The following is a 23,546-nucleotide window of genomic DNA, read 5'->3' as shown; positions in this document are numbered from 1 at the left end:
TCGATCCAGAGATAGGGCCAATCGCCCTCGATGGGTCTTTCGAGGAAGGCCTTCACCTTGACATCGATCTCTTCGCACAGGCGGCTCACCTGACTCTTGGAGATGCCGCTCATACCCATCGCCTTGACGAGATCGTCGACGGAACGCGTTGAGATGCCTTGGATGTAGGCTTCCTGGATAACAGCCGTCAGAGCCTTCTCCGCCATGCGACGCGGCTCCAGAAAGCTTCTCTATTCGGCGTGTTGAGGTCAAGCGCTCTCGAGCGTTCCGGCTTGCCGGCATTTGATGTCCTTCGCGGGGTCTTGCTTCTCTACGGGATCGGCGCCTCGGCCCTCCCTCCATGGGATTCAAATGAATGAGGTGGAACAATCTCGGGAGCGTCCTGATGCAAGGGGCATCGGTACAGCTTTCTGCGGCGAACTCACCTCATCCACCGTCCCGCGAAGGACAGGTTTCCACCGGCATGGTGGAACTGTGTCTCACCTTCCATCGGGGTGATAATTGTCACATTTGATCGTGGTTCATCTCCCATCTTCTTGTTCGGCCGATTGGGCGACCATCTTCTCGTCCCGACCTGATTTCGCGCTGGCCGTCGGCACGCAGTGGTCGTCAAGGGAGGCCCAGCGGGGCCATCGCGCAGCGACTTGCCCTTGACGGGCACGAGCGCCGCGGCAGGCTGCACTGGTCGGGACGTCAGCCAGCGACCGGCACGAGGTCCTGCCTGGTCCAGCGGAACTGGGTGCCGTCGATCCAGATCCGGTGCATGATCACCGCCAGTCGGCGGGCAAGCGCGACAATGGCCTTGCGCGCACCACGCCGCTTGGCGACGTTCATCGCCCAGGCCTTCAACCAGGACCATTTCGTGGCCCGCGTCAGAAGCACCTGCGCCGACTCGTAGAGCAGGGATCGAAGCAAGCCGTCGCCGCACAGTGTGATGCGGCCGATGCGGCGACTTTCGCCCGACTCATGCAGTACCGGCGTCAGCCCCAATATCGGCCCTACCGCCTTGGAATTCCTGAACCGCTGAGGAATGTCGATCGTCGCGGTATAGGCCATCGAGGTCACCGGCCCGACACCGGGGATCGACATCAGTCGGCGGCACGTCTCATCCTTCCGGACAAGCATCAGAACCTTGCGGTGCAGGGCGCCAAAATGCTGGCGTAGCTTGTCGCGTGCGTCGAGCAGCGGCTCCAGGATCTCGGCCAGTTCGGGCATGTCTTCGGTGAGCTCGCGGATGCGGTGCGCGAATTTGACGGCTCCGACCATGCCGACCTTGAGCCCGAAGTTGCGCAACAGCCCGCGGATGTCGTTGTCGATGGCAATCGCCTTTTCCTGTAGGAGCTTGCGCGCCGTCAGCAAGGCCAGGCGTTTCTGGCTCGTCAGCGTCTTGACATGCACCGGGCGGAACAGGTTGACCCGCATCATCTGGGCAATGCCTCGGGCGTCAATGCGGTCGGATTTGTTCGGCTGTGCCTTCAAGAATGCCTTGGTGTGCCGCGTCTCGATGCAGGTCACCGGCAATCCGGCTTCCGCCAGCCCGCTGAATAGCCATTGCGATAAGGGCCCGGCTTCAAGCCCGATCCGCTCAAGGGCCCAGGCAGGATCGGTGAGGGCCCGCACAAGATCTTCGGGATGGCTCGGCACCTTCCCCTCACGGCAGATCGCGCCCGTTTCGTCGACGATGCAAATGGCGGTCTCTTTGACTGCGACGTCCAATCCGGCATAATGTTTCATGCTGCGCTTCCTTTCCTGATGCTTGTGGCTGTTCCAGAACAGACCACGGTTACCATCAGCTCGAAGCGCCGCACCTTCATGGCATCACCGCTGAAGGATGGGGCTCAAGCCGAATACCCCATCTCGGGAAATAGCTACCTTTGCGCAGCTTCGGGATGCGAAGCTCGACCGTGCCAGCCCGTGTCTCCCAGTCCCGGTCACGGTAGCCGTTGCGTTGGGCGAGCCGCATCGGGTTCTTCTCGCCGTAGCCAGCACCGGTCGCGCTGCCGATCTCCAGCTCCATCAGCCGCTCGGCCGCAAAGCCAATCATCTCGCGCAACAGATCCGCGTCGGCGCTCTTCTCAACAAGCGAGATGGTGTAACGGGCCGTGCCCAGCCAGCGAGGTTTGGAGGTCTGGTGGTCGTCCCCCACAATGATGGTGTCGCGGAGTCAGGATCGGCCTGCTCCATAGCATCACGGAGAGACGACCATGAAGCAGTATGCAGGCATCGACGTGTCATTGGAATACTCAAGTGTGTGCGTGGTGGATGCGGATGGCCGCATCATGCGGGAGGCAAAAGTCCTCAGCGAGCCTGATGCGGTGATCACCTGGTTTGACGAGTACGGCATGGCAATGGAACGAATTGGTCTTGAGGCCGGTCCCTTGTCGCAGTGGCTTCATGCCGCGATGGCGAAGGCCGGTCTGGCAGTCGAACTGATTGAGACGCGCCACGTGCGTGCTGCCTTCAAGACGATGCCTGTGAAGACCGACAAGAAAGACGCGCGGGGCATTGCGCAGTTGATGCGGCTTGGCTGGTTCAGACCGGTCCATTGCAAATCACTTCCAGCCCAAGAGGTGCGAGCGCTGCTGACCGCACGCAAGCTTATCCAGGGAAAGCTTCACGACATCGAGATGAGCATCCGGGGCATTCTGCGCGGCTTCGGCCTCAAGGTGGGGCCGACCACGCGGCGCACCTATGCGGCACGGATTCGCGAGCTCATTGAAGGTCATCCCACCTTGGAGGCGATTGCCGCGTCGCTGTTGAAGGTGCGCGACGCCTGCTCGGACGAATTTGCACGGTTTGAACAAAAACTACGTGCCATCGCGCGTGAGGACGACAACGCACGTCGGCTGATGACAACGCCCGGCGTTGGCGTTCTGGTAGCGCTGACATTCGTGTCGGCCGTTGACGCGCCTGAGCGCTTCCGATCATCACGAGCGGTCGGGCCGCATTTCGGATTGACGCCGAAGAAGTACCAATCGGGCGAGACCGACTATAGTGGTCGCATCTCGAAGATCGGCGATGTGGGCGTACGAACCGCGCTCTACGAGGCAGCCAACGTCATCCTCACGCGACCGGTCAAAGGCTCGGATCTGAAGAGCTGGGCGTTGGCGGTTGCCAAACGCGCGGGGCCGAGAAAAGCACGCGTTGCACTGGCCCGTAAGCTGGCGGTGATATTACATCGCATGCTCAGGGACGGCACCAACTTCATTCCTCGTAAGGCAGTGCCAATAATGGCGGCTTGATCGGGAGGAGACAAAAAACAGGTTTAGGCGGGAACTACCATCACCCCCGTCTGAGCGAAGTCCCTTCGCCGGGACGACGGGCAGGTTAGGCCGTAACGTGCGAAGCAGCGTTCTGCGACTGCGTATTTTGCGAGATCGGCCGACCGGTCCTCACCGACCCCATAAAGCAGCGACTTCCACGCCGACTGCGGACAGAAGCAAGTGATCGGCGAGGGATGAGCTTAAAAGGGATTGACTCGGGAAGGCCCGTTACAGAAGCGCACGTTCATCATCTCGTCGGTCATCGGTGGTCTTTCCATCAGGTTGGTCTTGAACAACCCGACCCTGCCGGAAAAACACTGATGGCCACCTAATCCTCAGGACCTACACCACCTGACGGGACACGATCGCGATCAGCGATATTGCGCGACGCCTCAAGCTCCCGAAAAGCATTGCCTACAGGTTTCTCTCAATTCTTGTTGACCGCGACTTCGCGACCCAAGATACCGCGACACAGCATTACCGATTGGCAATCCGAACAGCGGCTCTGGGACTGCGGTTTTTTGGCAACATTGGCCTCAACGAGGCGTGCCAGCCAATTCTCAACAGATTGGCTCAGCGCACGGGGGAGTTTGTTCGGGTTTGCGCAGCTAAAATGGTGATCTGGTTTGGATCGCTAGCACTCAGGGTAGCTCGGAGGGACTTCGGTACGATCCGACGATGGAAGTGGGACCTACGCTCCACGCGACCGCGAACGGCCGTGCGTGGTTGGCGAGCTTGGAGGAGGCAGAGGAGTTGGCGCAGGTTCGTCGCCGGAGCTATATCCTCCCGCGCAACTATGCGCGTTCTCTGGTGACCAATGAGCAGGAGCTCTCAGACGAACTGAAGCGCATAAGAGAACATGGTTTTGCCGTTTCTGCCGACGAGAGCGTGATCGGCATCGCGGCGCTGGCAGCGGCTATTCCAGATCGCGAGGGTGGAGTCGCGCTGGGCTGTGTGAGTGTTGCCGGGCCCTCCGTACGAATGACTTCATCGCGCTGGAATGAAATCGCGCCGGATCTCCTCGCCGCGGCAAAGGAGCTAGGCGAGATCTGGCCCATACCACGCCTTAAAGACTTACTGCGGGATCACCTGCCTAGCTTTGCGTCGGCTTCGTACTTAATTGTTGTACCAGGGAAGCTATCCCCAGAGGCGAGGTTCAGCGATGGCGGCTGTCAGCGTCGCCGCGCTAGGTCTCCCGGCGGAAGTCGAGCGGGTCACTGCCGCCGTGCGACGTCACGGTGACAATTGGCTCCGCGACCGCTAAGTGCTTCTGCAATTTGAACATCTCGGGCTGCGCGACGGTGACGTCTAAGGCATGCGACTTGAAATTGTCGACTGGAGCAGGCACCTTGCGTATTCGCGGCAAAGGACGCCGCGAAGTGCGGTTTTCCCCAAAAGGAGCCGCTTGCTCCAGACGCTAATTGAGGAGGCAGATTGCGGCGGCTGGCGAAGCATTGCACGAAGGACACGTCGCATGACCGCTTAGCTCCGCATCTCACTGCCTTCCTACGCGAGCACCTGCCGGTGAACTGCGGGTAAGCCACATACCTACGCGGCTCACGTAAACAGCTTCTAGTTGCTGCTCTCCTGCGCGGCAGGCCATTTGGAGACACATCATGGAACATGTTCAGGGCCAAGCACTTCACGACGGCGGCGGGGAAGCAACCGACCATCGCCGATAAGCGTGTCACTGGCCAAGTCTTGCGCCACACCTGTGCCATGCACACGCTGCAGGTCACACGCTGTTACTCGAGGCCACAGTGATGCCGAGCCACCGCCGGCGGTACTACCAAGTTGTCGGGTTTGTGACGGCGTTTACGCTTAATTTGAACCTACTGCCACCCTGAATCCCAGGTTAATTACAATTACTTACTTATCCGCACGCTCGAATCTTGTTCTCTTGGCATGAATCTTGATTGCGGATCACTGCGAGCGCAAGCTAGTCACTAACACGAAACGATGGCGGTCTTTATCAGACCGCAGCTCCGCGAAGGAGATTTCTGGATACAACATTATCCCAGATCACCCGGATTGGCCGTGGTATGGGCGACAAGTCAAAACTGCGCGTTGGAGTGACCCACAGGAAACGAGAGAGATGACTCGATGCTAAGCGCCCGCCTTCATTAGGAAGGGCAGGAACTATGGTCGTCTCAGATTAAGCGAACTAGGGACCGTTGAGATTTATCTGGAGTTTATGACGGCTGCTGCGCGATGAATGATGGCTTTGAAGCTCGGGTCGGTTTAATCGGATCGCATTGCGATGCGGTTGAACTCCTTGAGCTTGCAGAAAAAATTCTCGGTGAGGTCGCGCCATTTGTAAATCTCTGGGTCGATGGGGAGCGGTGCGGCGCGCCGCGGACGCTGAGAGACGACAATCTTGACGCCGCGTGCGTTGGAATCGGCAACAATGGTGATGTCGAACTCCTTGTCTGCGCGCAGCGCATCCCGCCCATCGATGAGCGGCGGCACGCCGACGTTGTCGTAACAATGGCCGGGCAGTGGTTCGAAACGGACAAGATTGCCGGGCGCGCCTGTCAGCGCGAAGATTTTGGTCGCCAAGCCGACCTTGGAACGCCCGATAGCCTGGCCCTGAGTCCCCCGTTTCGTTCTGGCCGCGGTGGTGGACCTTGACGTTGGTGGCGTCGACGATCGCATATTCCAGGTCCGGCGCGCCCGGGCAGGAGCCGTGCGAACACGTCGGCCATTACCCGATCGCGTTACCGCTTGAACACTGTATTCCACTTGCCAAAGAAGGCCGGCAGGTCACGTTTGGGGCGGCCCGTGTGCACCACCCAAAGCACTGCTTGAACCAAGCGCCGATTGTCACTGCTGCTTCGCCCGTGACCCGTCGGCTTACCCAAGCAATGCGGCGCCATCTTCGCCCATTGGGCGCCGGTCAATGCGGATCGTTCCATCCGAAGCTTAAATCACGGCCGAGCTCCGAACGGAGTCCTAGATCTCGGCAGACCCTAGTGCCCACTAAGCTATGGAGAGGCTCGATGACCTACGAAACACCAGCGACTGTGTTGGTTTGGGACGAACAACCGTATGCAGGATTATTGAACCACGTCCTTCAGCAGGAAGGGTTTCATGGGCTGATTGCTGATAAACTGGATGAAGTGGCCCTTCTGGCGGAGACCAAGTGCCCGGACATAATTTCACTCAGCGACCTACCAATGCTTCACGCCGCTATGACAGCGAGGCATAGACTTTATGAAAGCCCACGTACTCGACACATTCCCGTCGTAATTTCGCTTTCCGAAACCGCCGATGCGAGAGAGTTTAGCGCGCATCAGATTGGGCGCACGGAATACCTATTCAGACCTTTCCCAGCTCAACAATTAATAGCAACTTTCCATCGGCTCCGTTACGCCTCGTCTAAGAGAATCTCAAATGTGCTTTCATTTGCAGACATCATCATTAACCACAATGCACGCCGCGTATATCGAAACACGCGCATCGTAAATCTCGGGCCTATCGAATATCAACTCCTACAACACCTCATCGCTCGCCCTCGGCAAGTCTTCTCGCGCGATGAGCTAATAGCTGCAGTTTGGGGCTACAATATACACGTCGTTCCACGCGCGGTTGATGTGCATATAAGCCGTATTCGGAAAGCTCTAAATGAATTCGGAGAGCCTAACTATATACGAACTGTCCGCGGTGAGGGCTATTCGATAGACTCCGATATCGCCCCGTCAGCGGGTGCGGGATAGCAGGTGAAACGCGAGCAAATCGATGCTTGACAGGAGCCCCCGGGGGCAGGTTCCGGCAGGTGAGTGTACTTCGAACTGATCGTGCCCCGTCGAACTATGCCATTACCTAGCAGGCCCGCAGTAGCTGATGTTGTTATGTTGTTCGATCAACAGCCGGCCCACGGATCGTTCGACTTCTCAAATCCGGTCGATGCGCAGATGCCGATTATGAACCGCCCCGATCTCTGGACCGCCGGCGCTCGAGTTTTCCGGCTTCATTCAGGGAAGCGGGCTCGTTGCGCTTCCCGAATTCATCAACGAGATCAGCACCTAGTTGCCGATCGCACCATGTGGCCGTTCCTCGCTATAGTATTCTCCACCCGCAGTCCTTCCGCAAGGGTCGGGAATCAATGCTGTTCTAGGCATTCCGCCGGAAGCGGCCGTTATGCCCCCGATGTAGGCATTATCGGTCGGCTTACCCGGCCGTGAGAAGTCGAGAACGACGCCTTTCGCATAGGCCCAGATGTCGAGGGCACGGGATAGGAATTCCGTGCCCTGGTCGACGCGCATCGTCTTCGGATAGCCGATCTTCCGACACAGCCGCTCCAGTATCTGCACCATGTCGTCCCGCGATAGCTATAACGCGGATTGAGCACCGGCACGTAACGAGACCAGGTATCGATCACCGTCAGACCCGCAACTTCTTACCGGTGGCGAGTTGGTCGTGACGGAAGTCCATGGCCCCGACTCGTTCGGGTCGATGGCTACCGGGCAATCCTCCCGCGGTTTTGCCTTGACCCTGGCTCAGTGGCTTGTTCTGGAGTTATCACGGCGCAAGTCCCTGTAAATCCGTTAGTTCTCCTAATGTTGGAGCCACCACCCCTCGCCCTTCCAACAGCGCGTGAACGCAGCGCTCGCCGAACCCGGGCCTCAAATCTCGCGGATGCGTCGTTCCAGACCGGCCTGATTGGGGCTGCGAGCGGCGTCGCGTTAGGTCCAACGATCGAAGTTGGGGGTCTTGCAGGCGCGCGCCGGATCGAGATCGCCCAACGGCGGCACATGCCCTTCACCACCTTCCGCTTCCGGGCAGGCTTTAAAGCTTTCGCCGAATGACGTCCTGCAGCATCTCGCGATCCAGCGTCAGGTCCGCGACCATCTTCTTCAACCAGTCTTCCGTTCCTCTTCTAGCCAGAAAGATCACCGGAAAACTCTACCCAAGATCGGCCCAGTTTGAAGGGATCCGATCAGGTTCAGATTTCAGATCACGTCTTGCAAACGGGTGATCGCACTACCTCCGAAAATGTCCGTTTTGTCGGGTCTACGACAAAACGATGACTCAATCTCGTTTGAGGCTGACCTTTAATTGGCCCTTGAATAACAACAGAAAAATCTCTGCTGAGGCTCTTTTTGATATCTGGCATGGGTGTTGAAGGTCCGCCCGCACTAGGTAGATGTACTCGTCCTATGAACCTCAGGGGGTCAAACACGTCGCTAGATTTTGGAGATATGAGGAGTGGTCCGTACTGAACGCATTCGATGGGCTATACTCGGACGGTCTGGGGGTCGGGTACCACTTGATTGTCCTCTAGGGACGAAACGCAAGAGAAGAATCCGCGTGCGCTTACGCGCTCGTAAATGATTGAAACAGAATGCGGCTGGTCCAGAACTATGGCCGGCAGCAAGCACTCTTTCGCATACGGCAGCCACTCGAGTTGGGAACGAACTCGAAAGGCGCTGAAGAGGAGAGGATTGAAGTTGACTGTTACATCTGTGTCCCGTTGCCTTACCCTACTAGAATTGCTCGCGGGAGACCGTGACCCCGTAGAGTTGTCAGAACTTGCTAATCGGCTCGACATGCCGGTCAGCGCAATTCACAGACTCGTTACAACTCTAGTTGATCGCGGGTGGGTCATTCAAGACACCGCAAGTAAGAAGTATGGGCTGTCGCTTAGAATGTGCACATTGGCATTGCGTAATCTCGATACACGCAATCTATCGGACGTAGTCCAGTCGGTTCTGAACCGAGTAGCCACTGAAACGCATGAATGCTGTCGTCTTGCTGTTCTGGAAAATCGGGGACTGGTCTGGGTGGCGAGGGCACAAGGCGCCACCGCCGGCTTGCGTTATGATCCTGATATGGGGCAGGAGATCGCTCTCCACGCAACGGCGAGCGGAAAGGCTTGGCTTGGCACCTTGCCCGAAGAAGAGGCGCTGGCAATTGTGTATTCTCGCGGGTTTGATGCCCCACACAAGCTCGGACCGAACTCGGCTCGCTGCATTGATGAGTTCAGGCTTCGCTTAGCTGAAACTCGGCAACGAGGTTTTGCTACTTCGGTGGAAGAATGTGAAGCCGGTACCGCGGCTATCGCCGTACCGTTCCGAGCGAGTTCTGCATCCGATGCACCGGTTGCCGGTACAATCTCTGTCGCAGGGCCGGTCATTCGGATTACACCGCATCATTGGCGTCAACTTGCTGACGCTCTTAACAGAGCTGCGACGGAACTCGCTCAGATATGGCCGGCAAGGGCCCAGGCAAGATCGCTTGGTTCCACAAGTGGCACTTTGTAGAAGTCACACAAAGACAAAGCCCGCAAGTGTGGTCAAAGTTACTGGGTTCTGCCAAAGGAAATACGGTCTTACCGTCGACCCTTTGCTTGGGGGCGTGTGATAGTCCGGTGTATTTGCTGGCGGGAATAACGTCCGCCACCGAGATGCCTGGCCTCAAAAAGACATGCATCAGTTCTCCTTGAGGTCGCCTGAGGTAGCGTCTCGACGAGCTCAGCGGTACAGGTAGCGCACGCCCGCCGTGCCAACGATTCTCCCAGAAATAAGCATTGATCATTTCCGCCGTCACGCAACCATATGACCGAGAAGCGACCGGGAGATGATCTCCTCGACGGTATTCGAAGCCTGCGATTCATACCACCGCCTACATCGATCCTAGAGACTGTAAGTCTCCAAGGAGGGGGCATTTGTCAAGCGAATCGAGGAATTGACCCCGCACCTTGATTGTCGCCGCGCAATGGGGAGCCAGTCCGCTGCTGTCGTGGTGATGGAGGCTTGCGGCAGCGCTCACTATTGGGCGCGGGAATTGCTGACACAGGGCCATGAGGTCAAGCTAATTGCGCCGCAGTATGTGCGGCCTTTCGTCAAGCGTCAAAAGAACGATGCCGCCGATGCAGAAGCGATTGTCGCAGCGCAGCGTCCGGAGATGCGCTTCGTGGAACCTAAGACCTCTGATCAGCAAGCCAGGGCGATCTTGTTCCGGGCCCGGGAGCGCATTGTTCATCAGCGGACGGAACTGGTGAACGCGCTACGTGCCGTGCTTTACGAATATGGCCATGTCGTTCCTCTAGGGATCGCCCACATCAAGCGCATCGACGCGATGGTCGATGATGCCGACATCCGTATGCCGGACATCGTGCGGGAGGAATGCCGCGATCTTTTGGCCCAGATCAGCGAGAAGACGGCCAGGATTGAGGACAAAGCAAGAAAGATCGCGGATCTTTCTCGGGACAGCGCAAGGGCCCCCATCGGGCCTATGCCCGGCATCGTCTGGAGCCGTCGCGCAACGTCGAAGCCTTTGCCCCGGCAATGGGGAGCTTCAAGTGCGGGCGGGACTTTGCGGCCTGGCTCGGACTCGTGCCCAGACAGTTCTCGTCGGGAGGCAAGGAAAGGCTCGGCCGGGTGTCCAAAGCCGGTCAGGTCGACATCCGTAGGCTGCTGATCATCGGCGCAATGGCCCGCGTGAGTTGGGCAAGCCGCCGCCCGCCCCATGCTGGGCTCATGGCTGGCCCGGATGCTGGCTCGCAAACCGCGAATGCTGGTAGCGATCGCGCTGGCGAACAAGATGGCTCGCAAGATCTGGGCGATGCTGACAAAACAGGAAGATTTTCGTGATCCGTCGTTGGCCGTGGCAGCATGACCTGATGCTGACCGCAGACGACCAACGCCGGTAAGGAGGTGTGAAAAGTCGAGGACCCGAATGGGCGCATGATCGAACCGATCCGGACAGGGAAAACCAGGGACATTTCTGGAGCTCGCAAGCTCGGAAAGTAGATTTGGACTCGATCCGCTGATCACCATACCGGCCAGCGGCTTTTGGAAGTGCCGCACAAAAGGCCTGACAGAAGACCGCACTCGATCACACGTTCAAGAGGTCAGAAACTCCTTGCGCAACGGGCGGCAACCACAGAAGGAATGTCACTCTCCCCGCGTTTTGATGACGTCGTGGGAGATTGCGGATGGGACTGATTGAGATGAGCGAACGCGATCTGCAGCGGATTGAGGTTTTGTCGAAGGTGGTCGACGGTTGGACGACGATTGCTTCGGCGGCGTGTCCTGGACTTGAGCACGCGCCAGGTTCGCCGATCACACCACTTCCGAAGCTTGGCAAACGGGAACAATTCCGTCCGGGCTGAGAGTGGAGTCCAGTGAGCCAGAACCCATGTGGAAACCTATTCCATTTTGGAAACAAACATTATATGCTACTCGAAACGGAGGGGCCAAGTTTGACCGTCGCTGCTGTATCCCGATGCCTCACATTGCTTGAACTACTGGCTGGCGAACTTGAGTCGGTCGAACTATCAGAACTTGCGGATCGGCTTGAAATGCCTGCGAGCGCGGTCCACCGCCTTGTGACGACGTTGGTGACCCACGGATGGGTCACGCAGGATGCGGCGAGTCAGAAATATGCACTTTCTTTACGGATGAGCACATTGGCATTTCGCAACTTGGACGCACGCAATGTACCCGACGTTGTTCAATCCGTATTGAACAGATTGGCCGCGGAGACGCAGGAGTATTGTCGTCTGGCAATTCTCGAAGGGCAAGATTTAGTCTGGGTTGCCCGTGCCCAAGGCGCGGTGACCGGATTGCGCTACGATCCAGACATGGGGCAGGAGATCGTACTTCACGCTACGGCAAATGGAAAAGCTTGGCTTGCAACGTTACCAGAGGAGGAGGCTCTGCAGATAGTCTACTCCCGTGGTTTCGGAGCCACTAGAAAACTCGGGCCTAATTCTGCGCGTTCTATTGACGAACTGCGGGTTCGCTTAGAGGAAACTCGCAAACGGGGTTTTGCCACGTCGGTGGAAGAAGCCGAGGCCGGCGCCGCTGCGATAGCCGTGCCATTCCGGGCCAACCCCGACTCTGATGCGCCAGTTGCGGGAACAATCTCAGTGGCGGGCCCCGTCATTCGCATCAATGCTGATCGTTGGTCTGAATTGGCCCGTGCACTCAACAAAGCAGCGCTGGAGCTTAGTCATATTTGGCCCCTGAGAACCAGGCAGCGTTCCATGACGCCGCTGATTGTCGCTGCAGGAGCCGTGAGATAAGCACTGATTACGTTAGCTCCATTGCCATCCAGCCTCAGCTTTAGCCATGCGCAGCTGCGGAGCAGGCAGACTGGCGCCCATCATCATTTTGAAGAGCTGCGCAAAGACACGGCGTTTTGCGCAGCTCATGAGATCGTAATCCAAGCCGTTAGAACTTGGCCGCTACCGCCTCTACCTCGAGAAGCACCCCTTCTCCCGCCAAAGCGGGGACCAAAACCAGCGTGTTTGCAGGGCGATGACCGTCGATGAATGAATTGCGGATCTTTGTATAGGCAGAGACATCCGTTCCGGCTACAATATACTGGTTGATCTTAACCAGATTTCTGATCTCCATTCCGGCTTCTTTCAGCACCTGCGTGATCTGGTTCCAGACTGTTTTTGCTTGGTCCTCACAAGCCCCTTCTCCCGAGATCTGGCCGGAGATATGTAGCCACGTCGCGCCAGATGAAGTCAGCATGCCCTGGCTGAACGGTGCGGCCGGATTGCTCAACGTTGCGGGGTCGATAGGAGTCGATTTCATGGTCTTTCTTTCGTTAAGGTAGCCTTGCCGGAGCTCGTTCCGACAGGCAAAATTTCGAGATTGTTTAGCTTACCCACTTCTGCGGTTGCTCGCAGATGACCGATCACTGCGACTGATTACGCTTGCGCTCTAGAACGCCGCTCTTTTCTGCGGTCCATGTTGCAATGTAATCCATGAGAGCAGGAGAGAGGCAGTCGTACGGCTCCAGTCCGACCTGCTTCAGTCCTTCCCTCATCCCATTCATTTTCGAAGGGTCAAACCCGCTCTCAATGATCGAGGAGACGAATGCCGCGAAACCAGGCTGCGCCCATCCTTTGCCTTCAAAGCGCTCGGGATGAATGAACGACAAGCCTTGGAATGGATGTTCGCGTTCGACCGGGCCATACATATGGACACCGCACTCCTTGCAGGCGTGACGTTGGATAAGAGCGGACGGATCAACGACGGCGAGCTTGTCGCCATTTTCGAGAACTTCGACCTTGTCCGTAGGAGCGACAGCGACTACGGAGAAGTGTGCGCCAGCCGGCTTCCAGCACTTTGTACAGCCGCAGGCGTGATTGTGAGCGATATCGCCGCTGATCCTAACCCTCACCGGGTTGCTTGCGCAATTGCAGACGAGCGTGCCGCCCCCGAAGCTCGCGTCAGTTGCCCGATACCCGGAATCCACCACGGGGTGAATGTTGATGCTACTCATAGGATGTTCTCCTTCCCTCCTGGACCGGAGCGGAATGCTCCGGCCGAGCTGCAGTCCTCTACTTCGCCAGCCAGCCTTTCCGCATGCCAGCGAAGGTGATCGTCCATGAACGTCGAGATGAAGAAATAGGAATGGCCATAACCCTCCTGCATACGCAATGTAAGCTTGACCCCGGCGGCCGCGCAGACAGCCTTCAGTTCGGCGGGTCTCAGACCATCCGCGAGGAACGCATCGGAACCACCCTGGTCCACGAAGAATTCCGGAAAGCGGCGGCCGTCCTCGATGAGGGCACATGCGTCGTATGACCGCCAGACAGCCTTATTGGAACCGAGGTACTTCTCGAATGCCGGACGCGACCACCCAGAAACGCTTGGATGGCAGATCGGGGCGAACGCAGAGCAACTTCGAAACCGTTCGGGGTTCTTCAAGGCAATGGTAATCGCCCCATGCCCGCCCATAGAGTGCCCGAAAATGCCCTGTCGGGTCATGTCTGCAGGAAACTCGGCTGCGACGAGCTTGGGCAGCTCCTCCACGATGTAACTGTACATCCGGTAATTCGTGGAAAACGGAGGTTCTATGGCGTCCACATAGAAGCCAGCTCCCTTCCCAAATTGCCAGTTGTCTGGTTCGTCAGGAACGTGGTCGCCGCGCGGGCTGGTATCCGGGCAGACGATGACGAGACCGAGTTCCGCGGCAAGCCGCCGATACTCGCCCTTCTCCATGACATTGGCATGCGTGCAGGTCAGGCCGGACAGATACCACAGCACCGGCAGCTTGCGCTCGGCCGCCTGCGGCGGCACGAATACAGCAAAGGTCATGTCGCAATCGCAGGCATCGGAGCGGCTGACGTAGACGCCCTGGGTACCGCCGTAGCACTTGTCGGTCGAGATCGTCTTCATGGCTCAATACACGACCACGCTGCGGATGCTTTCGCCGGCATGCATCAGGTCGAAACCCTTGTTGATGTCCTCGAGCGGCAGGGTGTGGGTGATCATCGGGTCGATCTGGATCTTGCCGTCCATGTACCACTCGACGATCTTCGGCACGTCGGTACGGCCGCGCGCGCCGCCGAAGGCGGTACCCATCCAGTTGCGGCCGGTGACCAGCTGGAACGGACGCGTCGAGATCTCCTGGCCGGCGCCGGCAACCCCGATGATCACCGACTTGCCCCAGCCGCGATGCGAGCTTTCCAGCGCCTGGCGCATCACCTTGGTGTTGCCGGTGCAGTCGAAGGTGTAGTCGGCGCCGCCGATCGTGTCGCCATGGCGCTTGGTCATGTTGACGAGGTAGGGCACGAGGTCATCGCCGACATCCTTCGGATTGACGAAATGCGTCATGCCGATCTTTTCGCCCCAGGCCTTGCGGTCGTCGTTGATGTCGACGCCGATGATCATGTCGGCACCGGCAAGGCGAAGACCCTGCAGCACGTTCAGCCCGATGCCGCCGAGCCCGAAGACGATTGCCGTCGAACCGATCTCGACCTTGGCGGTGTTGATGACGGCGCCGATGCCGGTGGTGACGCCGCAGCCGATGTAGCAGATCTTGTCGAACGGCGCGTCGGGATTGACCTTGGCAAGCGCGATCTCCGGCAGCACGGTGAAGTTGGCGAAGGTCGAGCAGCCCATGTAGTGAAAGATCTTGTCCTTGCCGATCGAGAAGCGCGAGGTGCCGTCCGGCATCAGGCCCTGGCCCTGGGTGGCGCGGATCGAGGTGCACAGGTTGGTCTTGCGCGACAGGCACGAGTAGCATTCGCGGCATTCCGGCGTGTAGAGCGGAATGACATGGTCGCCCTTCTTCAGCGACGTGACGCCCGGTCCGACATCGACGACGATGCCGGCGCCCTCATGGCCGAGGATCGCCGGAAACAGGCCTTCAGGATCGGCACCTGACAGCGTGAACTCGTCGGTGTGGCAGATGCCGGTCGCCTTGACCTCAACCAGCACTTCGCCGGCCTTCGGCCCTTCGAGCTGCACGATCATGATTTCCAGAGGTTTGCCGGCCTGCACGGCCACGGCAGCGCGAACGTCCATAATTCTTCCCTTCTATGGCATGCTGGCCACGATGACGGCCTGCGGCTCAAGCGCCGCGCATTTCGTCCCGAGGGAGCGCAGCCGCCGGGACTTATCTATTCGAGATATCTACTTGTCGTTCAGCAACCCAGCGCTCAAGACAGTTTTTTCCCACGGTCTCGCAGGATCTCACGCACTGCGTTAAGGCCAGGCAGCCCACTGACTCCTCCCCCCGGATGACAAGACGAGCCACATTGATAAAGCCCCTTAACCGGTGTCCTGTAGTCGGAGTAGTGAGGGTACGGCCTACGCGAGAACAGCTGATCTGGGGTCATCTGTCCGTGCAGGATGTTGCCGCCTGGTATGTTAAGGATACTTTCGATGTCCGTGGGCAGCAGGACCTGATAGTCAATGATGTCGTTCGTGAACCCGGGAGCAAATTCGTCGAGCACTCGCCATACAGTCTTTAGGAATTCTGGTCGCCGGGTTGCCCAATCACCTTCGCGAAGCTTGTATGCGACATGACCTCCGTAAAGGTTTACAACGTGTTTACCCTCGGGAGCCATGCTCCTGTCAAGGTGAGTGGGCGTCGCTACAGTCATCCACGGCAGCTGAGCAAAGCCGCCGTACTTCGCATCGTCGTAGGCTTTTTCCAGGTAATCGATTGTTGGGCCAATATGCACGAAAACCGGAATGGGGCCACCGTTGTCCGCTCCGAGGGCCTTGAGCTGAGGGGGCCGGTTACAGGCGACATTGATTTTCCAGTTTGTACCAAAGGTATTGAATTTCTCAAGCGATTGAACAAGGTCGTCCGGGAGGTGTTTGCGATCCACTGCCTTACCGAAGAGAATTTTTGCGTGCATGCTACTCGCGACGAGTCCAGCGCGATACTCGCGACCGTCCTTAGTCGCAACGCCTTTGACCTTTCCATCTTGGACGATTACCTGGTCGACCTCGGCATCCGTATGTATCTCTACCCCCAAGCGCTGGGCGGATGCCGCTAGCGCTTTCGATACAGTTCCCATTCCCCCAATGACATGTCCGCGCACGACCTCGTAGGAATGGTCGGTGAGCATATTGTAGAGGCACGCAAGCGCCGATCCTCGAGAGTGAGGACCGACGAAATTTCCGATGCCCGCTTGGTAGGCGAACAGTGCGCGCACGGCATCATTCTCGAACCAACGGCTCAGATACTCCTCTGCGCTCTGGGTCATGAGTTCGACGAAGTCGAACAGCTTAGTTCTCATGCCGAGGTTCCGCCAAGAAAAAGAGAGTGTCCTGGTGAGATCCCGGAAGTTTGAAGCCGTGGGATCAGGCGGAACCTCGGTGCCGAGATGGCGCATGTATTCTGCGAGCTTGTTATGAAATTCTACGAATTTTGGGTAAGCCTCCGCATCTTTTCTGGAGAGCTGCGCGATGCTCTTCGCAGTTGCGGCGTCGTCGTCATTTGTAATCAGACAACGCCCGTCTTCCGTTGGGCTGAAGAGATCGCCATAGGGAACCGCCTTCAGACCGAACTTCTCAAGCTCGAGATCGTGAATGATCCGCGGGTACAAATGCTGTAAGCCATAGGAGAAGACAGAAAATTTGAAGCCGGGAACAACCTCGTCCGAAAATGACGCACCGCCGACGGCATGCCGTCGCTCCAGTACTGCGGTTCGCATCCCTGCTCGCGCCAAATAAGACGCACAAACGAGACCGTTGTGTCCGCCACCCAGTACTACCGCATCATAAACATTTGCCATAAGTCAGCTCCTATTGACGCCCGCGCGTCGCACGCAGTGCCCGCCAGCCCGAGTGATCGTTCCCAAGAAAATGGGTTGGGGAGTAGACCGCACTGCGCTGGCGTGAGCCACCGAAACATGTCCCGCCGCTTGGCTTATATTGAAACGCTGTTCTGGTTTTAAGAACTTCGCCAACGTCAGTCAAGGGCGTGCGCCTGAATTTGTCGAACAGCGTTTCGCTTTTGTGCGGTCGCACGGTTATCTAGAAGTTCAGGAATAGCATCCGCTAAAATCGGGTGGAACAACGGCGCTTAGATGGGAGATTCCGGCGCAGACCGTCACCTCATTCGGTCAATCAATGACCTCACGTTTCGCGTTTCCGTGCTAATCCCGGAATACGATCCATCACTGTTTGCGAGAGCCCACCGTCGATCCCAATGTTTTGTCCCGTCACGTACCTGCTTGCAGGGTCGATCAGAAATTCCACGAGGTCTGCGACGTCCGAAGGCCGTCCAATAGTACCTAGAGGGACGATCGCTTCGCGTGCCTTCAAAGTGCGTTCGTCCTGGTAGACCGCTTCTGTCATGGGCGTTCGGATCATCCCAGGCGACACACAGTTGACCCGGATGCCATGTTTTCCCCATTCTATCGCAAGTTGCCGACAAAGCATTGTCAAGGCTGCTTTAGCTGAACTATATGCCCCCGTGCCCCGATGCGGGTGGCTGCCCGATTGGGACGAAATCGCGACAAAGCTCCCGCGGCTTTGAACCAAGTGGGGAAATGCCGCTTTGGCTAACAACCAACTAGCTCTGCAGGTTACAGCAAACATCTGGTCCCACACCTCGAGCTCCAGTGACTCCAACGGGCCAGGTCTCGCCATGCCCGCATTGGATACAACCGCATCTAGACCGCCGAATGCACTTATTGTCTTTTCTACCACATCAGCCGGCGCTTCAGGCTGGCTTAGGTCTGCCGGCACGATGGATACGGTGGAGCCTCGAAGGCGGCAGGTAGTCGCTAGCGATTGAACGTACTCCGTCGGTCGGCGCACGCACATTGTCAGGAACAAGGCATCGCGATAGGTGGTGGATAGGTGGTCACAAATTGCTCCGCCAATCCCTGCACTCACACCGGTTACAAGCGCTCTCATGACCATGACCGTGAAGAGAAAACGTGGGACGAGATCTCGGGAAATGCCGGCTGCGTTCTGCAGACCGAACGGGCCGAAGATCTCAAATCCAGGTGGGTCAACCCGATTGGATGGTCAGGGACGGCCCTCTGGCGATTACGTCCCCTTATTCGTCGTTTCCCTAAAGTAAAGCTAATGGCGCAGTCGATATTCAACATGACAATTTAACCAGCAGTAGCTTTGGGGACCAATACGGCGTCACTTGTGGGGAAACGCAATCCGACACTCTGGTTTCGCTCGTATCGCCGCGACTGATTGGGTTTTGCAAAAGCCGTCACACTACCGACAGGGGTGTCTACTTCGATGCGTATGGAGCTGCCGAGGTACACGGTGTTGGTTATTCGCCCTCCCAAGATGGCATCAGGGTCGGAGCAAACCTCTATCTCTTCCGGGCGGAGCAACAAAAGGTATTGTTGAGACGGGTCAATCTCGATATCGGGGCTACACTGCAATACTCGGCCATCTGCAAGAGTAAAGTCCCGGGCCGCAGTTTGGTTGACCTGCAGTAGGTTCGCCTCACCCAAAAAGTTGGCGACGAATTCGGTCTTTGGATGCCGGTACAGTGTTTCAGGATTCGCTATCTGTTCGATGCGTCCATCTCGCATAACTGCCGCGCGGTCAGAAAGCATAAGAGCTTCCCCCTGATCATGGGTCACGTAAACTATCGTGAGCCGCAACCGTTCCTGAAGGCTGAGGAGTTCTAACTTGAGCTCCTCGCGAAGGTTCTTGTCCAGCGCTCCCATCGGTTCGTCCATAAGTAGGACATGTGGTTCGTATACCAACGCGCGGACGAGAGCGACACGCTGCCGTTGCCCGCCCGATAGTTGCTGCGGCAATCTGTTGGCAAATTTTTCGGGCGAGAGCTTCACCATCTCCATCGCCCGACGCACGCGCGCTTCAATGTCCGCCCTAGACATGCGTCTGAGCTTGAGCGGATAGGCAATGTTGTCGAACACGTTCATGTGCGGGAACAACGCATAGCTTTGGAACACCATCCCGATGCCGCGCGCGAAAGGCGGAACGGAAGTTACATCGTGATCACCAATGTGGATTGTGCCTGACGTAGTCCTCTCGAAACCAGCCAGCATCATCAGTGCCGTTGTTTTTCCCGATCCCGATGGACCAAGCAACGAAATAAACTCGCCAGGCTCGATATCGAGAGACACGTTGTCCACTGCGCGAACAACCCCGTATTCTTTGGTTAGATTTCGCATCTGCACGCGAGAACCGGCTATTGAACCCAAATTTGCTGACACCGGAACTCCTCCTGGATGACTTTGCAACTGCATTTTTACCGAATGGATGCCCACGAAACCTTCCTTCCCAGATGGATCTACGGACGACGACCTGTTAAATTGCGGGGACCGCTTCTGCCCACTTCCGCTGCCAGCGCTGCAGCATGCCGACCAGCCACATCAGCGCGATCGCGATTATGATCTGGATTGTCGAGACGGCGGCAACCACCGGGGATACAGCGAGAGACAAACTCGAGAAGACTCGCACCGGTAGTGTGGGCGCCAACGAGCCAGACAAGAAGACCGTGACTACGACCTCGTCAAAGGAGATCAAGAAGGCGAACAGGCCCCCAGTGATGATCGCCGGCAGGTTGGTGGGGATGGTTACATCTCGAATTGTGCGCCATCGATTTGCTCCCAGGCTCAGAGCAGCGAGCTCAATGCTCGGATCGGTCCGCGCCAAAGCCGAGGAGACAATGAGATAAACATATGGCACACCCAACACTGTGTGCATTATCGCTAGCCCAAGGTTAGAGCCGATGATGTCCAATTTTGCGAACAGCGAATAGCCACCGGTTGCCAGAATGATTGGCGGAACCACAAGTGGAGCGATCGCGAAAACCTCGACCAGTCGCTTTGCTGGAAGCCTTGTCCGAGCTGTCCCAAACGCAGCAATACTGCCGATCACAGTAGCGAATAGGGTCGCCAACCCTCCGACAAACAGCGATCGAAACACTGCCTCATTCCAACGTTCGTCGAAAAGGAATTCCTGATACCAGCGCCAGGAGAACAAGTGAGGTGGAAACCTGAGAACCTCATCGGTACTAAAGGACAGCCAGATAACTACCAGCGTTGGTCCGATAAGGTAGAGAGCCACAAGCGCAATTAGCAAATAACGGATGCGACGCACGTTTGCGGTATCGCCCATTTCATTATCTCCTGTAATGCGCAGCGATGCTGCCGATCTTGCTGGCAATGAAAAGCAAGCAAAGCGTGACCATCAGGAGAAGAACGGACATCACCGCACCGCCCTTCAGATTATAAAAGGTTGTAACCTCCGTGCTGATCATGTTGGAGATCATTGCGCTCTTCGGCCCGCCGAGAATTGCAGGAGTGATAAAGAAGCCGAGGGAAATGACGAACACCAGGACACTGGCAACGCCGACTCCCTGCTTCGTCAGAGGCAGCACGACCTTAGTAAACGTCTGTCGCCCCTTCGCGCCGCAGATAGCTGATGCGCGCAGTAGGTCGAGGTCGAGGCCTAACAAAGTCGTGTAGATCGGCAGGATCGCGAAAGGCAGCATTACCTGAACCATACCGATGAGGACAACCGGCTCGGTGTATAGCATCGCAAGAGGCTTCTCGATTAGACCAATCTTCAACAGCAGCGTATTGATGATGCCGAATCGGGTGAACATTGCGGTCCACGCATAGGTCCGAACGACGATGCTCGTGAACAATGGGAACATGATGAGAGCCAACGCCACTGAGCGTACGCTTGGCGAACTCCTCCACATGGCATAAGCCATTGAGTAACCGATGACGACGCTTATGACGGTAACGACCAACGATATCCGAAACGTCCTCAAAGCGACTGACTGGAAGAGTTCATCGCGCAGGACGTCGGAAAACAGTGGAACGGCTGCGGCTACTCCTCCGTCAAATATCGCCAAAGCAAGGGCAATCATCGGCCCGAAGAAGAATATGCCCAACAAGATAAAGAGCGGGGAAACGCTAACAAACCCAATCGGCTGCGAAAGCACGACGCCTTTGTCGACCTCCGCGACGGCGCTTCCCCGCCTGTTTTTCGTGTCATAAGTCGCTTGCATTTGAATAATCCGACTGGTTGTGGATTGTTTCAGTCCGCGCCGCCTATTGTGCGACGTAGGCCTGCCAAGCTTTCCCAAGCTCAACCTGTTGGTCCGCCATCTTTTTGAACAGGGCATCAGGCAAGGTGGTCAACACCGCTTGGGCCTCAGGCGTGACGCTGATAAACGGCTTCAAGTTGTCCGGAAGGTAGGCGACAGATTCCGGATTGGGTGAACTGTAGCCGACCAGCTTGGTGAATTCTGCCTGCCGCTTCGGATCCAGCATGTACACGGCGAAGGCATCGAGTACATCCGCGTTTTTCGTGCCCGTTGTGTAGGTGAGATAACTAGGGAACTGGATGCCGCCGTTATGCTGGATCTTCCATTGCGGGTTGGCCTGCGCCGCCTGTACGATTCTGCCATCCCAGCACAGGCAATAATCCACACTGTCATCGATCATCAATTGGGCCATCTGGCTGCCATTGGCCCAATACGCCGTGATTTGGTCCTTTATAGGGTCAACGACTTTCAGGCAGTGTTTGATATCGATTCCCTTGGTCAGTTCATTGACACTGACCCCATCGCTCAGAAGCGCCAAAGCGCAGACAAACTGGGCTTCACCAGCCAGGGAACTTACGGCCCGGGAGCCCTTAATGTTCGGGTCAAAGAAGTCCTTGACGCTCTTGAGCGGCACGACGTTATCGCCGGTGCGATAGGAAACAGTTACGACCGAGTTGAGCACAGGCACACCGTATTCATTGCTTACGGCCTTCGGCAGCTTTTCGAGACCAGGAATTTTTGAGACGTCGATCTTTTCAATGACTCCGTCCTGAATGAGCTTCGGCATATACGGGGCATCGAGGCTCGACAGCCCGTCCCACTCGACCTTGCCAGCCTTGACCTGTGCCGAGACTGCGGCGATCGACTCGTCTGTATTGGATTCAACGAGGCGAATTTTCGCCCCGGTTTCCGCTTCGAATGGCTTGATATAAGCCTCTTCTAACGCGGTGGTGTATTTCCCGCCGGGACTCTGCATAACGGCTTCCCTCCCCTTGAGGTCCGCAGCGAAAACCGCCGAAGACACTACCGCGAAAGCGGCAGTGATGCCGATGTAACGCATCGGCTCTTTAGGCAACCATTTCATAGTCTCTCTCCTCTGGTTTGCACTTCCTAATGGTTGAGGAGCTGCGCTCCTAGAAACCATTCTACGCCGCGTGCAGACAGCGTTTTAGGGGCGCGCAGCCAAGGCGGCAGATAGCCTTCCTGATGCATACTGCAGCGCTCTCGTTGATATAGGTCCTGATGACCTCAATGCTCGCTTGAGCATTCATTCGGTTCCCTGTCGCTTCTTGCGATCAATTCTTTTCTGGAATGCCTTTCCAATTTAGAACAGCAACTCATATTGATGTCAAGTCGAATAATTGCTGATCAACCCTTGCAGAGCGATACGTCGAGCGGTGACGAGCTTTCTCGTTCCAATCAAGGAGTAGTAGCATTGACAGCAGCGGGAAGGTGCGCGCGCAGAAGGTGGGATTAGTATCGAGGCAATATGTTTCGTGGAAATCGGCCAAGATCTGTCCAGGTGCCGATAACGGGTGCTCGCCGAGCGATTTCCGAGAAAGTCGCCCTGCCAGTAAGCCGTGGGCCGGCATCGACGGGGGACCAACACAAGCGTACGGGGCTCGACGATATGGGCACTCGGGCTCAAGGTTCCGAAATTGCTCACGCCGACGGCGCGCCAGGGCTTGGAGGCCCCCTCCAGCCCTGTGGCCACAAGTGCCCGTTCAGCGCTGCGCCGTTCACAAGCATCGCAACCTTTTGACGCATGCGCCCAAGCGGCTTCGTGAGGAGATCGGCGTCGACTACGCCGACATGATCTACGCCAGGACCGTCAAGGAGGTGAAGCAAAGGCGCAAGGCCTTCATCCGCAAATGGCGCCTCAGATGCCGAGCCGTCGCCGACAGCCTTGAAGAGGGGGCGACAGCTTTTCACCTTCCTGCGCTTCCCTCCGAGCAATGGAGATCGCTTCGAAAGACCAACGCCGTCGAGCGACTGCACGAAGAAGTTCAAGCG

General features: G+C 57.2%; 21 protein-coding genes and 4 pseudogenes. 9 read left to right on the top strand and 16 right to left on the bottom strand.

The genetic code is table 11. The features are described from left to right. The 3 genes and pseudogenes from GHK62_RS22195 to GHK62_RS22185 form a co-directional block, all read right to left on the bottom strand. A pseudogene (locus GHK62_RS22195) lies at positions 1-227 on the bottom strand (transposase); the annotation flags it as partial. A gap of 466 nt (positions 228-693) precedes the next feature. After that, positions 694-1,734 carry an IS110 family RNA-guided transposase gene (locus GHK62_RS22190; protein WP_153439607.1) on the bottom strand — a complete coding sequence of 347 codons (1,041 nt, stop codon included), beginning with the start codon at positions 1,732-1,734 and terminating at the stop codon, positions 694-696. Positions 1,735-1,822: 88 nt separating this feature from the next. Then, positions 1,823-2,110: pseudogene (locus tag GHK62_RS22185) on the bottom strand (transposase); the annotation flags it as partial. Positions 2,111-2,204: 94 nt separating this feature from the next. Between GHK62_RS22185 and GHK62_RS22180 the strand changes: the two are divergent. The 3 genes from GHK62_RS22180 to GHK62_RS34420 all read left to right on the top strand — a co-directional run bounded on the left by GHK62_RS22180 (position 2,205) and on the right by GHK62_RS34420 (position 4,505). Further along, a complete protein-coding gene (locus tag GHK62_RS22180; RefSeq protein WP_153441243.1) occupies positions 2,205-3,242 on the top strand; it encodes an IS110 family RNA-guided transposase in 1,038 nt (345 codons plus the stop codon). A 385-nt stretch (positions 3,243-3,627) separates the two neighbouring features. Beyond that, positions 3,628-4,077 (top strand): helix-turn-helix domain-containing protein, encoded by a 450-nt coding sequence (locus GHK62_RS35285; protein ID WP_380786153.1) that lies wholly within the window; start codon positions 3,628-3,630, stop codon positions 4,075-4,077. Beyond that, entirely contained in the window at positions 3,990-4,505 is a 516-nt protein-coding gene (locus tag GHK62_RS34420) for an IclR family transcriptional regulator domain-containing protein (protein WP_234886999.1), read from the top strand. The genes GHK62_RS35285 and GHK62_RS34420 overlap by 88 nt, the downstream gene beginning before the upstream one ends. A gap of 999 nt (positions 4,506-5,504) precedes the next feature. Here the strand turns inward: GHK62_RS34420 and GHK62_RS34415 are convergent. Further along, complete coding sequence (locus GHK62_RS34415; RefSeq protein ID WP_234886996.1) at positions 5,505-5,822, bottom strand: hypothetical protein; 318 nt, start codon at positions 5,820-5,822, stop codon at positions 5,505-5,507. Between the two features lie 158 nt (positions 5,823-5,980). Beyond that, positions 5,981-6,178, bottom strand: a complete 198-nt coding sequence (locus GHK62_RS34410) for a transposase (protein WP_380785755.1) — start codon at positions 6,176-6,178, stop codon at positions 5,981-5,983. Between the two features lie 84 nt (positions 6,179-6,262). Between GHK62_RS34410 and GHK62_RS22165 the strand changes: the two genes are divergently transcribed. Then, positions 6,263-6,979, top strand: a complete 717-nt coding sequence (locus GHK62_RS22165) for a winged helix-turn-helix domain-containing protein (RefSeq protein ID WP_167528330.1) — start codon at positions 6,263-6,265, stop codon at positions 6,977-6,979. A gap of 432 nt (positions 6,980-7,411) precedes the next feature. Here the strand turns inward: GHK62_RS22165 and GHK62_RS34405 are convergent. Next, positions 7,412-8,123 (bottom strand): annotated as a pseudogene (locus GHK62_RS34405) (DDE-type integrase/transposase/recombinase); the annotation flags it as partial. 470 nt (positions 8,124-8,593) lie between these two features. Between GHK62_RS34405 and GHK62_RS22155 the strand changes: the two are divergent. The 4 genes and pseudogenes from GHK62_RS22155 (at position 8,594) to GHK62_RS22145 (ending at position 12,294) form a co-directional block, all read left to right on the top strand. Next, positions 8,594-9,526: an IclR family transcriptional regulator gene (locus GHK62_RS22155; RefSeq protein WP_327791129.1), complete on the top strand. Its 933-nt coding sequence runs from the start codon at positions 8,594-8,596 to the stop codon at positions 9,524-9,526. A 475-nt stretch (positions 9,527-10,001) separates the two neighbouring features. Beyond that, positions 10,002-10,685: pseudogene (locus GHK62_RS34400) on the top strand (IS110 family transposase); the annotation flags it as partial. A 517-nt stretch (positions 10,686-11,202) separates the two neighbouring features. Further along, complete coding sequence (locus GHK62_RS33680; RefSeq protein ID WP_167528326.1) at positions 11,203-11,379, top strand: hypothetical protein; 177 nt, start codon at positions 11,203-11,205, stop codon at positions 11,377-11,379. Between the two features lie 90 nt (positions 11,380-11,469). Next, positions 11,470-12,294, top strand: coding sequence for an IclR family transcriptional regulator (locus GHK62_RS22145; protein ID WP_153441239.1), 825 nt, complete (start codon positions 11,470-11,472; stop codon positions 12,292-12,294). A 148-nt stretch (positions 12,295-12,442) separates the two neighbouring features. Here GHK62_RS22145 and GHK62_RS22140 read toward each other — a convergent pair whose 3' ends face one another. From GHK62_RS22140 to GHK62_RS22095, 10 genes are all read right to left on the bottom strand, one after another. Then, positions 12,443-12,814, bottom strand: coding sequence for a RidA family protein (locus GHK62_RS22140; protein ID WP_153441238.1), 372 nt, complete (start codon positions 12,812-12,814; stop codon positions 12,443-12,445). A gap of 103 nt (positions 12,815-12,917) precedes the next feature. Then, positions 12,918-13,508, bottom strand: a complete 591-nt coding sequence (gfa, locus tag GHK62_RS22135; RefSeq protein WP_153441237.1) for an S-(hydroxymethyl)glutathione synthase — start codon at positions 13,506-13,508, stop codon at positions 12,918-12,920. Further along, positions 13,505-14,407 (bottom strand): S-formylglutathione hydrolase, encoded by a 903-nt coding sequence (fghA, locus tag GHK62_RS22130; protein WP_153441236.1) that lies wholly within the window; start codon positions 14,405-14,407, stop codon positions 13,505-13,507. The genes gfa and fghA overlap by 4 nt, the downstream gene beginning before the upstream one ends. A gap of 3 nt (positions 14,408-14,410) precedes the next feature. Then, positions 14,411-15,538, bottom strand: coding sequence for an S-(hydroxymethyl)glutathione dehydrogenase/class III alcohol dehydrogenase (locus tag GHK62_RS22125; protein WP_153441235.1), 1,128 nt, complete (start codon positions 15,536-15,538; stop codon positions 14,411-14,413). Positions 15,539-15,672: 134 nt separating this feature from the next. Then, on the bottom strand, positions 15,673-17,262 hold the full coding sequence (locus GHK62_RS22120) for a phytoene desaturase family protein (RefSeq protein ID WP_153441234.1): 1,590 nt from the start codon (positions 17,260-17,262) through the stop codon (positions 15,673-15,675). Positions 17,263-17,605: 343 nt separating this feature from the next. Then, positions 17,606-18,391 carry an SDR family NAD(P)-dependent oxidoreductase gene (locus tag GHK62_RS35280; RefSeq protein WP_167528329.1) on the bottom strand — a complete coding sequence of 262 codons (786 nt, stop codon included), beginning with the start codon at positions 18,389-18,391 and terminating at the stop codon, positions 17,606-17,608. A 203-nt stretch (positions 18,392-18,594) separates the two neighbouring features. Further along, a complete protein-coding gene (locus GHK62_RS22110; RefSeq protein WP_202982053.1) occupies positions 18,595-19,740 on the bottom strand; it encodes an ABC transporter ATP-binding protein in 1,146 nt (381 codons plus the stop codon). Between the two features lie 40 nt (positions 19,741-19,780). Next, positions 19,781-20,593 (bottom strand): ABC transporter permease, encoded by an 813-nt coding sequence (locus tag GHK62_RS22105; protein ID WP_153441232.1) that lies wholly within the window; start codon positions 20,591-20,593, stop codon positions 19,781-19,783. Positions 20,594-20,597: 4 nt separating this feature from the next. Next, a complete protein-coding gene (locus tag GHK62_RS22100) occupies positions 20,598-21,494 on the bottom strand; it encodes an ABC transporter permease (RefSeq protein ID WP_167528328.1) in 897 nt (298 codons plus the stop codon). A gap of 43 nt (positions 21,495-21,537) precedes the next feature. Then, positions 21,538-22,617 (bottom strand): ABC transporter substrate-binding protein, encoded by a 1,080-nt coding sequence (locus tag GHK62_RS22095; RefSeq protein ID WP_167528327.1) that lies wholly within the window; start codon positions 22,615-22,617, stop codon positions 21,538-21,540. A 674-nt stretch (positions 22,618-23,291) separates the two neighbouring features. Here GHK62_RS22095 and GHK62_RS33675 point away from each other — a divergent pair. Continuing rightward, a partial coding sequence (locus tag GHK62_RS33675) for a transposase (RefSeq protein ID WP_380785733.1) occupies positions 23,292-23,546 on the top strand: 255 nt, incomplete at its 3' end.

The sequence above is a fragment of the Sinorhizobium terangae genome, from assembly GCF_009601505.1.
Classification (GTDB): domain Bacteria; phylum Pseudomonadota; class Alphaproteobacteria; order Rhizobiales; family Rhizobiaceae; genus Sinorhizobium; species Sinorhizobium terangae.
The sequence above is the reverse complement of the archived record's forward strand: the minus strand, read 5'-3'. Positions and strand labels throughout refer to the sequence as shown.

Bases quoted from the DNA above. Each gene is read 5' to 3' on its own strand.
- GHK62_RS34410 (WP_380785755.1), bottom strand. From the start codon at position 6,178: ATGGAACGATCCGCATTGACCGGCGCCCAATGGGCGAAGATGGCGCCG.
- GHK62_RS22140 (WP_153441238.1), bottom strand. From the start codon at position 12,814: ATGAAATCGACTCCTATCGACCCCGCAACGTTGAGCAATCCGGCCGCA.
- GHK62_RS33680 (WP_167528326.1), top strand. From the start codon at position 11,203: ATGGGACTGATTGAGATGAGCGAACGCGATCTGCAGCGGATTGAGGTT.
- fghA (WP_153441236.1), bottom strand. From the start codon at position 14,407: ATGAAGACGATCTCGACCGACAAGTGCTACGGCGGTACCCAGGGCGTC.
- GHK62_RS22180 (WP_153441243.1), top strand. From the start codon at position 2,205: ATGAAGCAGTATGCAGGCATCGACGTGTCATTGGAATACTCAAGTGTG.
- GHK62_RS22125 (WP_153441235.1), bottom strand. From the start codon at position 15,538: ATGGACGTTCGCGCTGCCGTGGCCGTGCAGGCCGGCAAACCTCTGGAA.
- GHK62_RS22155 (WP_327791129.1), top strand. From the start codon at position 8,594: ATGATTGAAACAGAATGCGGCTGGTCCAGAACTATGGCCGGCAGCAAG.
- GHK62_RS22100 (WP_167528328.1), bottom strand. From the start codon at position 21,494: ATGCAAGCGACTTATGACACGAAAAACAGGCGGGGAAGCGCCGTCGCG.
- gfa (WP_153441237.1), bottom strand. From the start codon at position 13,508: ATGAGTAGCATCAACATTCACCCCGTGGTGGATTCCGGGTATCGGGCA.
- GHK62_RS22095 (WP_167528327.1), bottom strand. From the start codon at position 22,617: ATGAAATGGTTGCCTAAAGAGCCGATGCGTTACATCGGCATCACTGCC.
- GHK62_RS22165 (WP_167528330.1), top strand. From the start codon at position 6,263: ATGACCTACGAAACACCAGCGACTGTGTTGGTTTGGGACGAACAACCG.
- GHK62_RS22120 (WP_153441234.1), bottom strand. From the start codon at position 17,262: ATGGCAAATGTTTATGATGCGGTAGTACTGGGTGGCGGACACAACGGT.
- GHK62_RS22105 (WP_153441232.1), bottom strand. From the start codon at position 20,593: ATGGGCGATACCGCAAACGTGCGTCGCATCCGTTATTTGCTAATTGCG.
- GHK62_RS35280 (WP_167528329.1), bottom strand. From the start codon at position 18,391: ATGAGAGCGCTTGTAACCGGTGTGAGTGCAGGGATTGGCGGAGCAATT.
- GHK62_RS22190 (WP_153439607.1), bottom strand. From the start codon at position 1,734: ATGAAACATTATGCCGGATTGGACGTCGCAGTCAAAGAGACCGCCATT.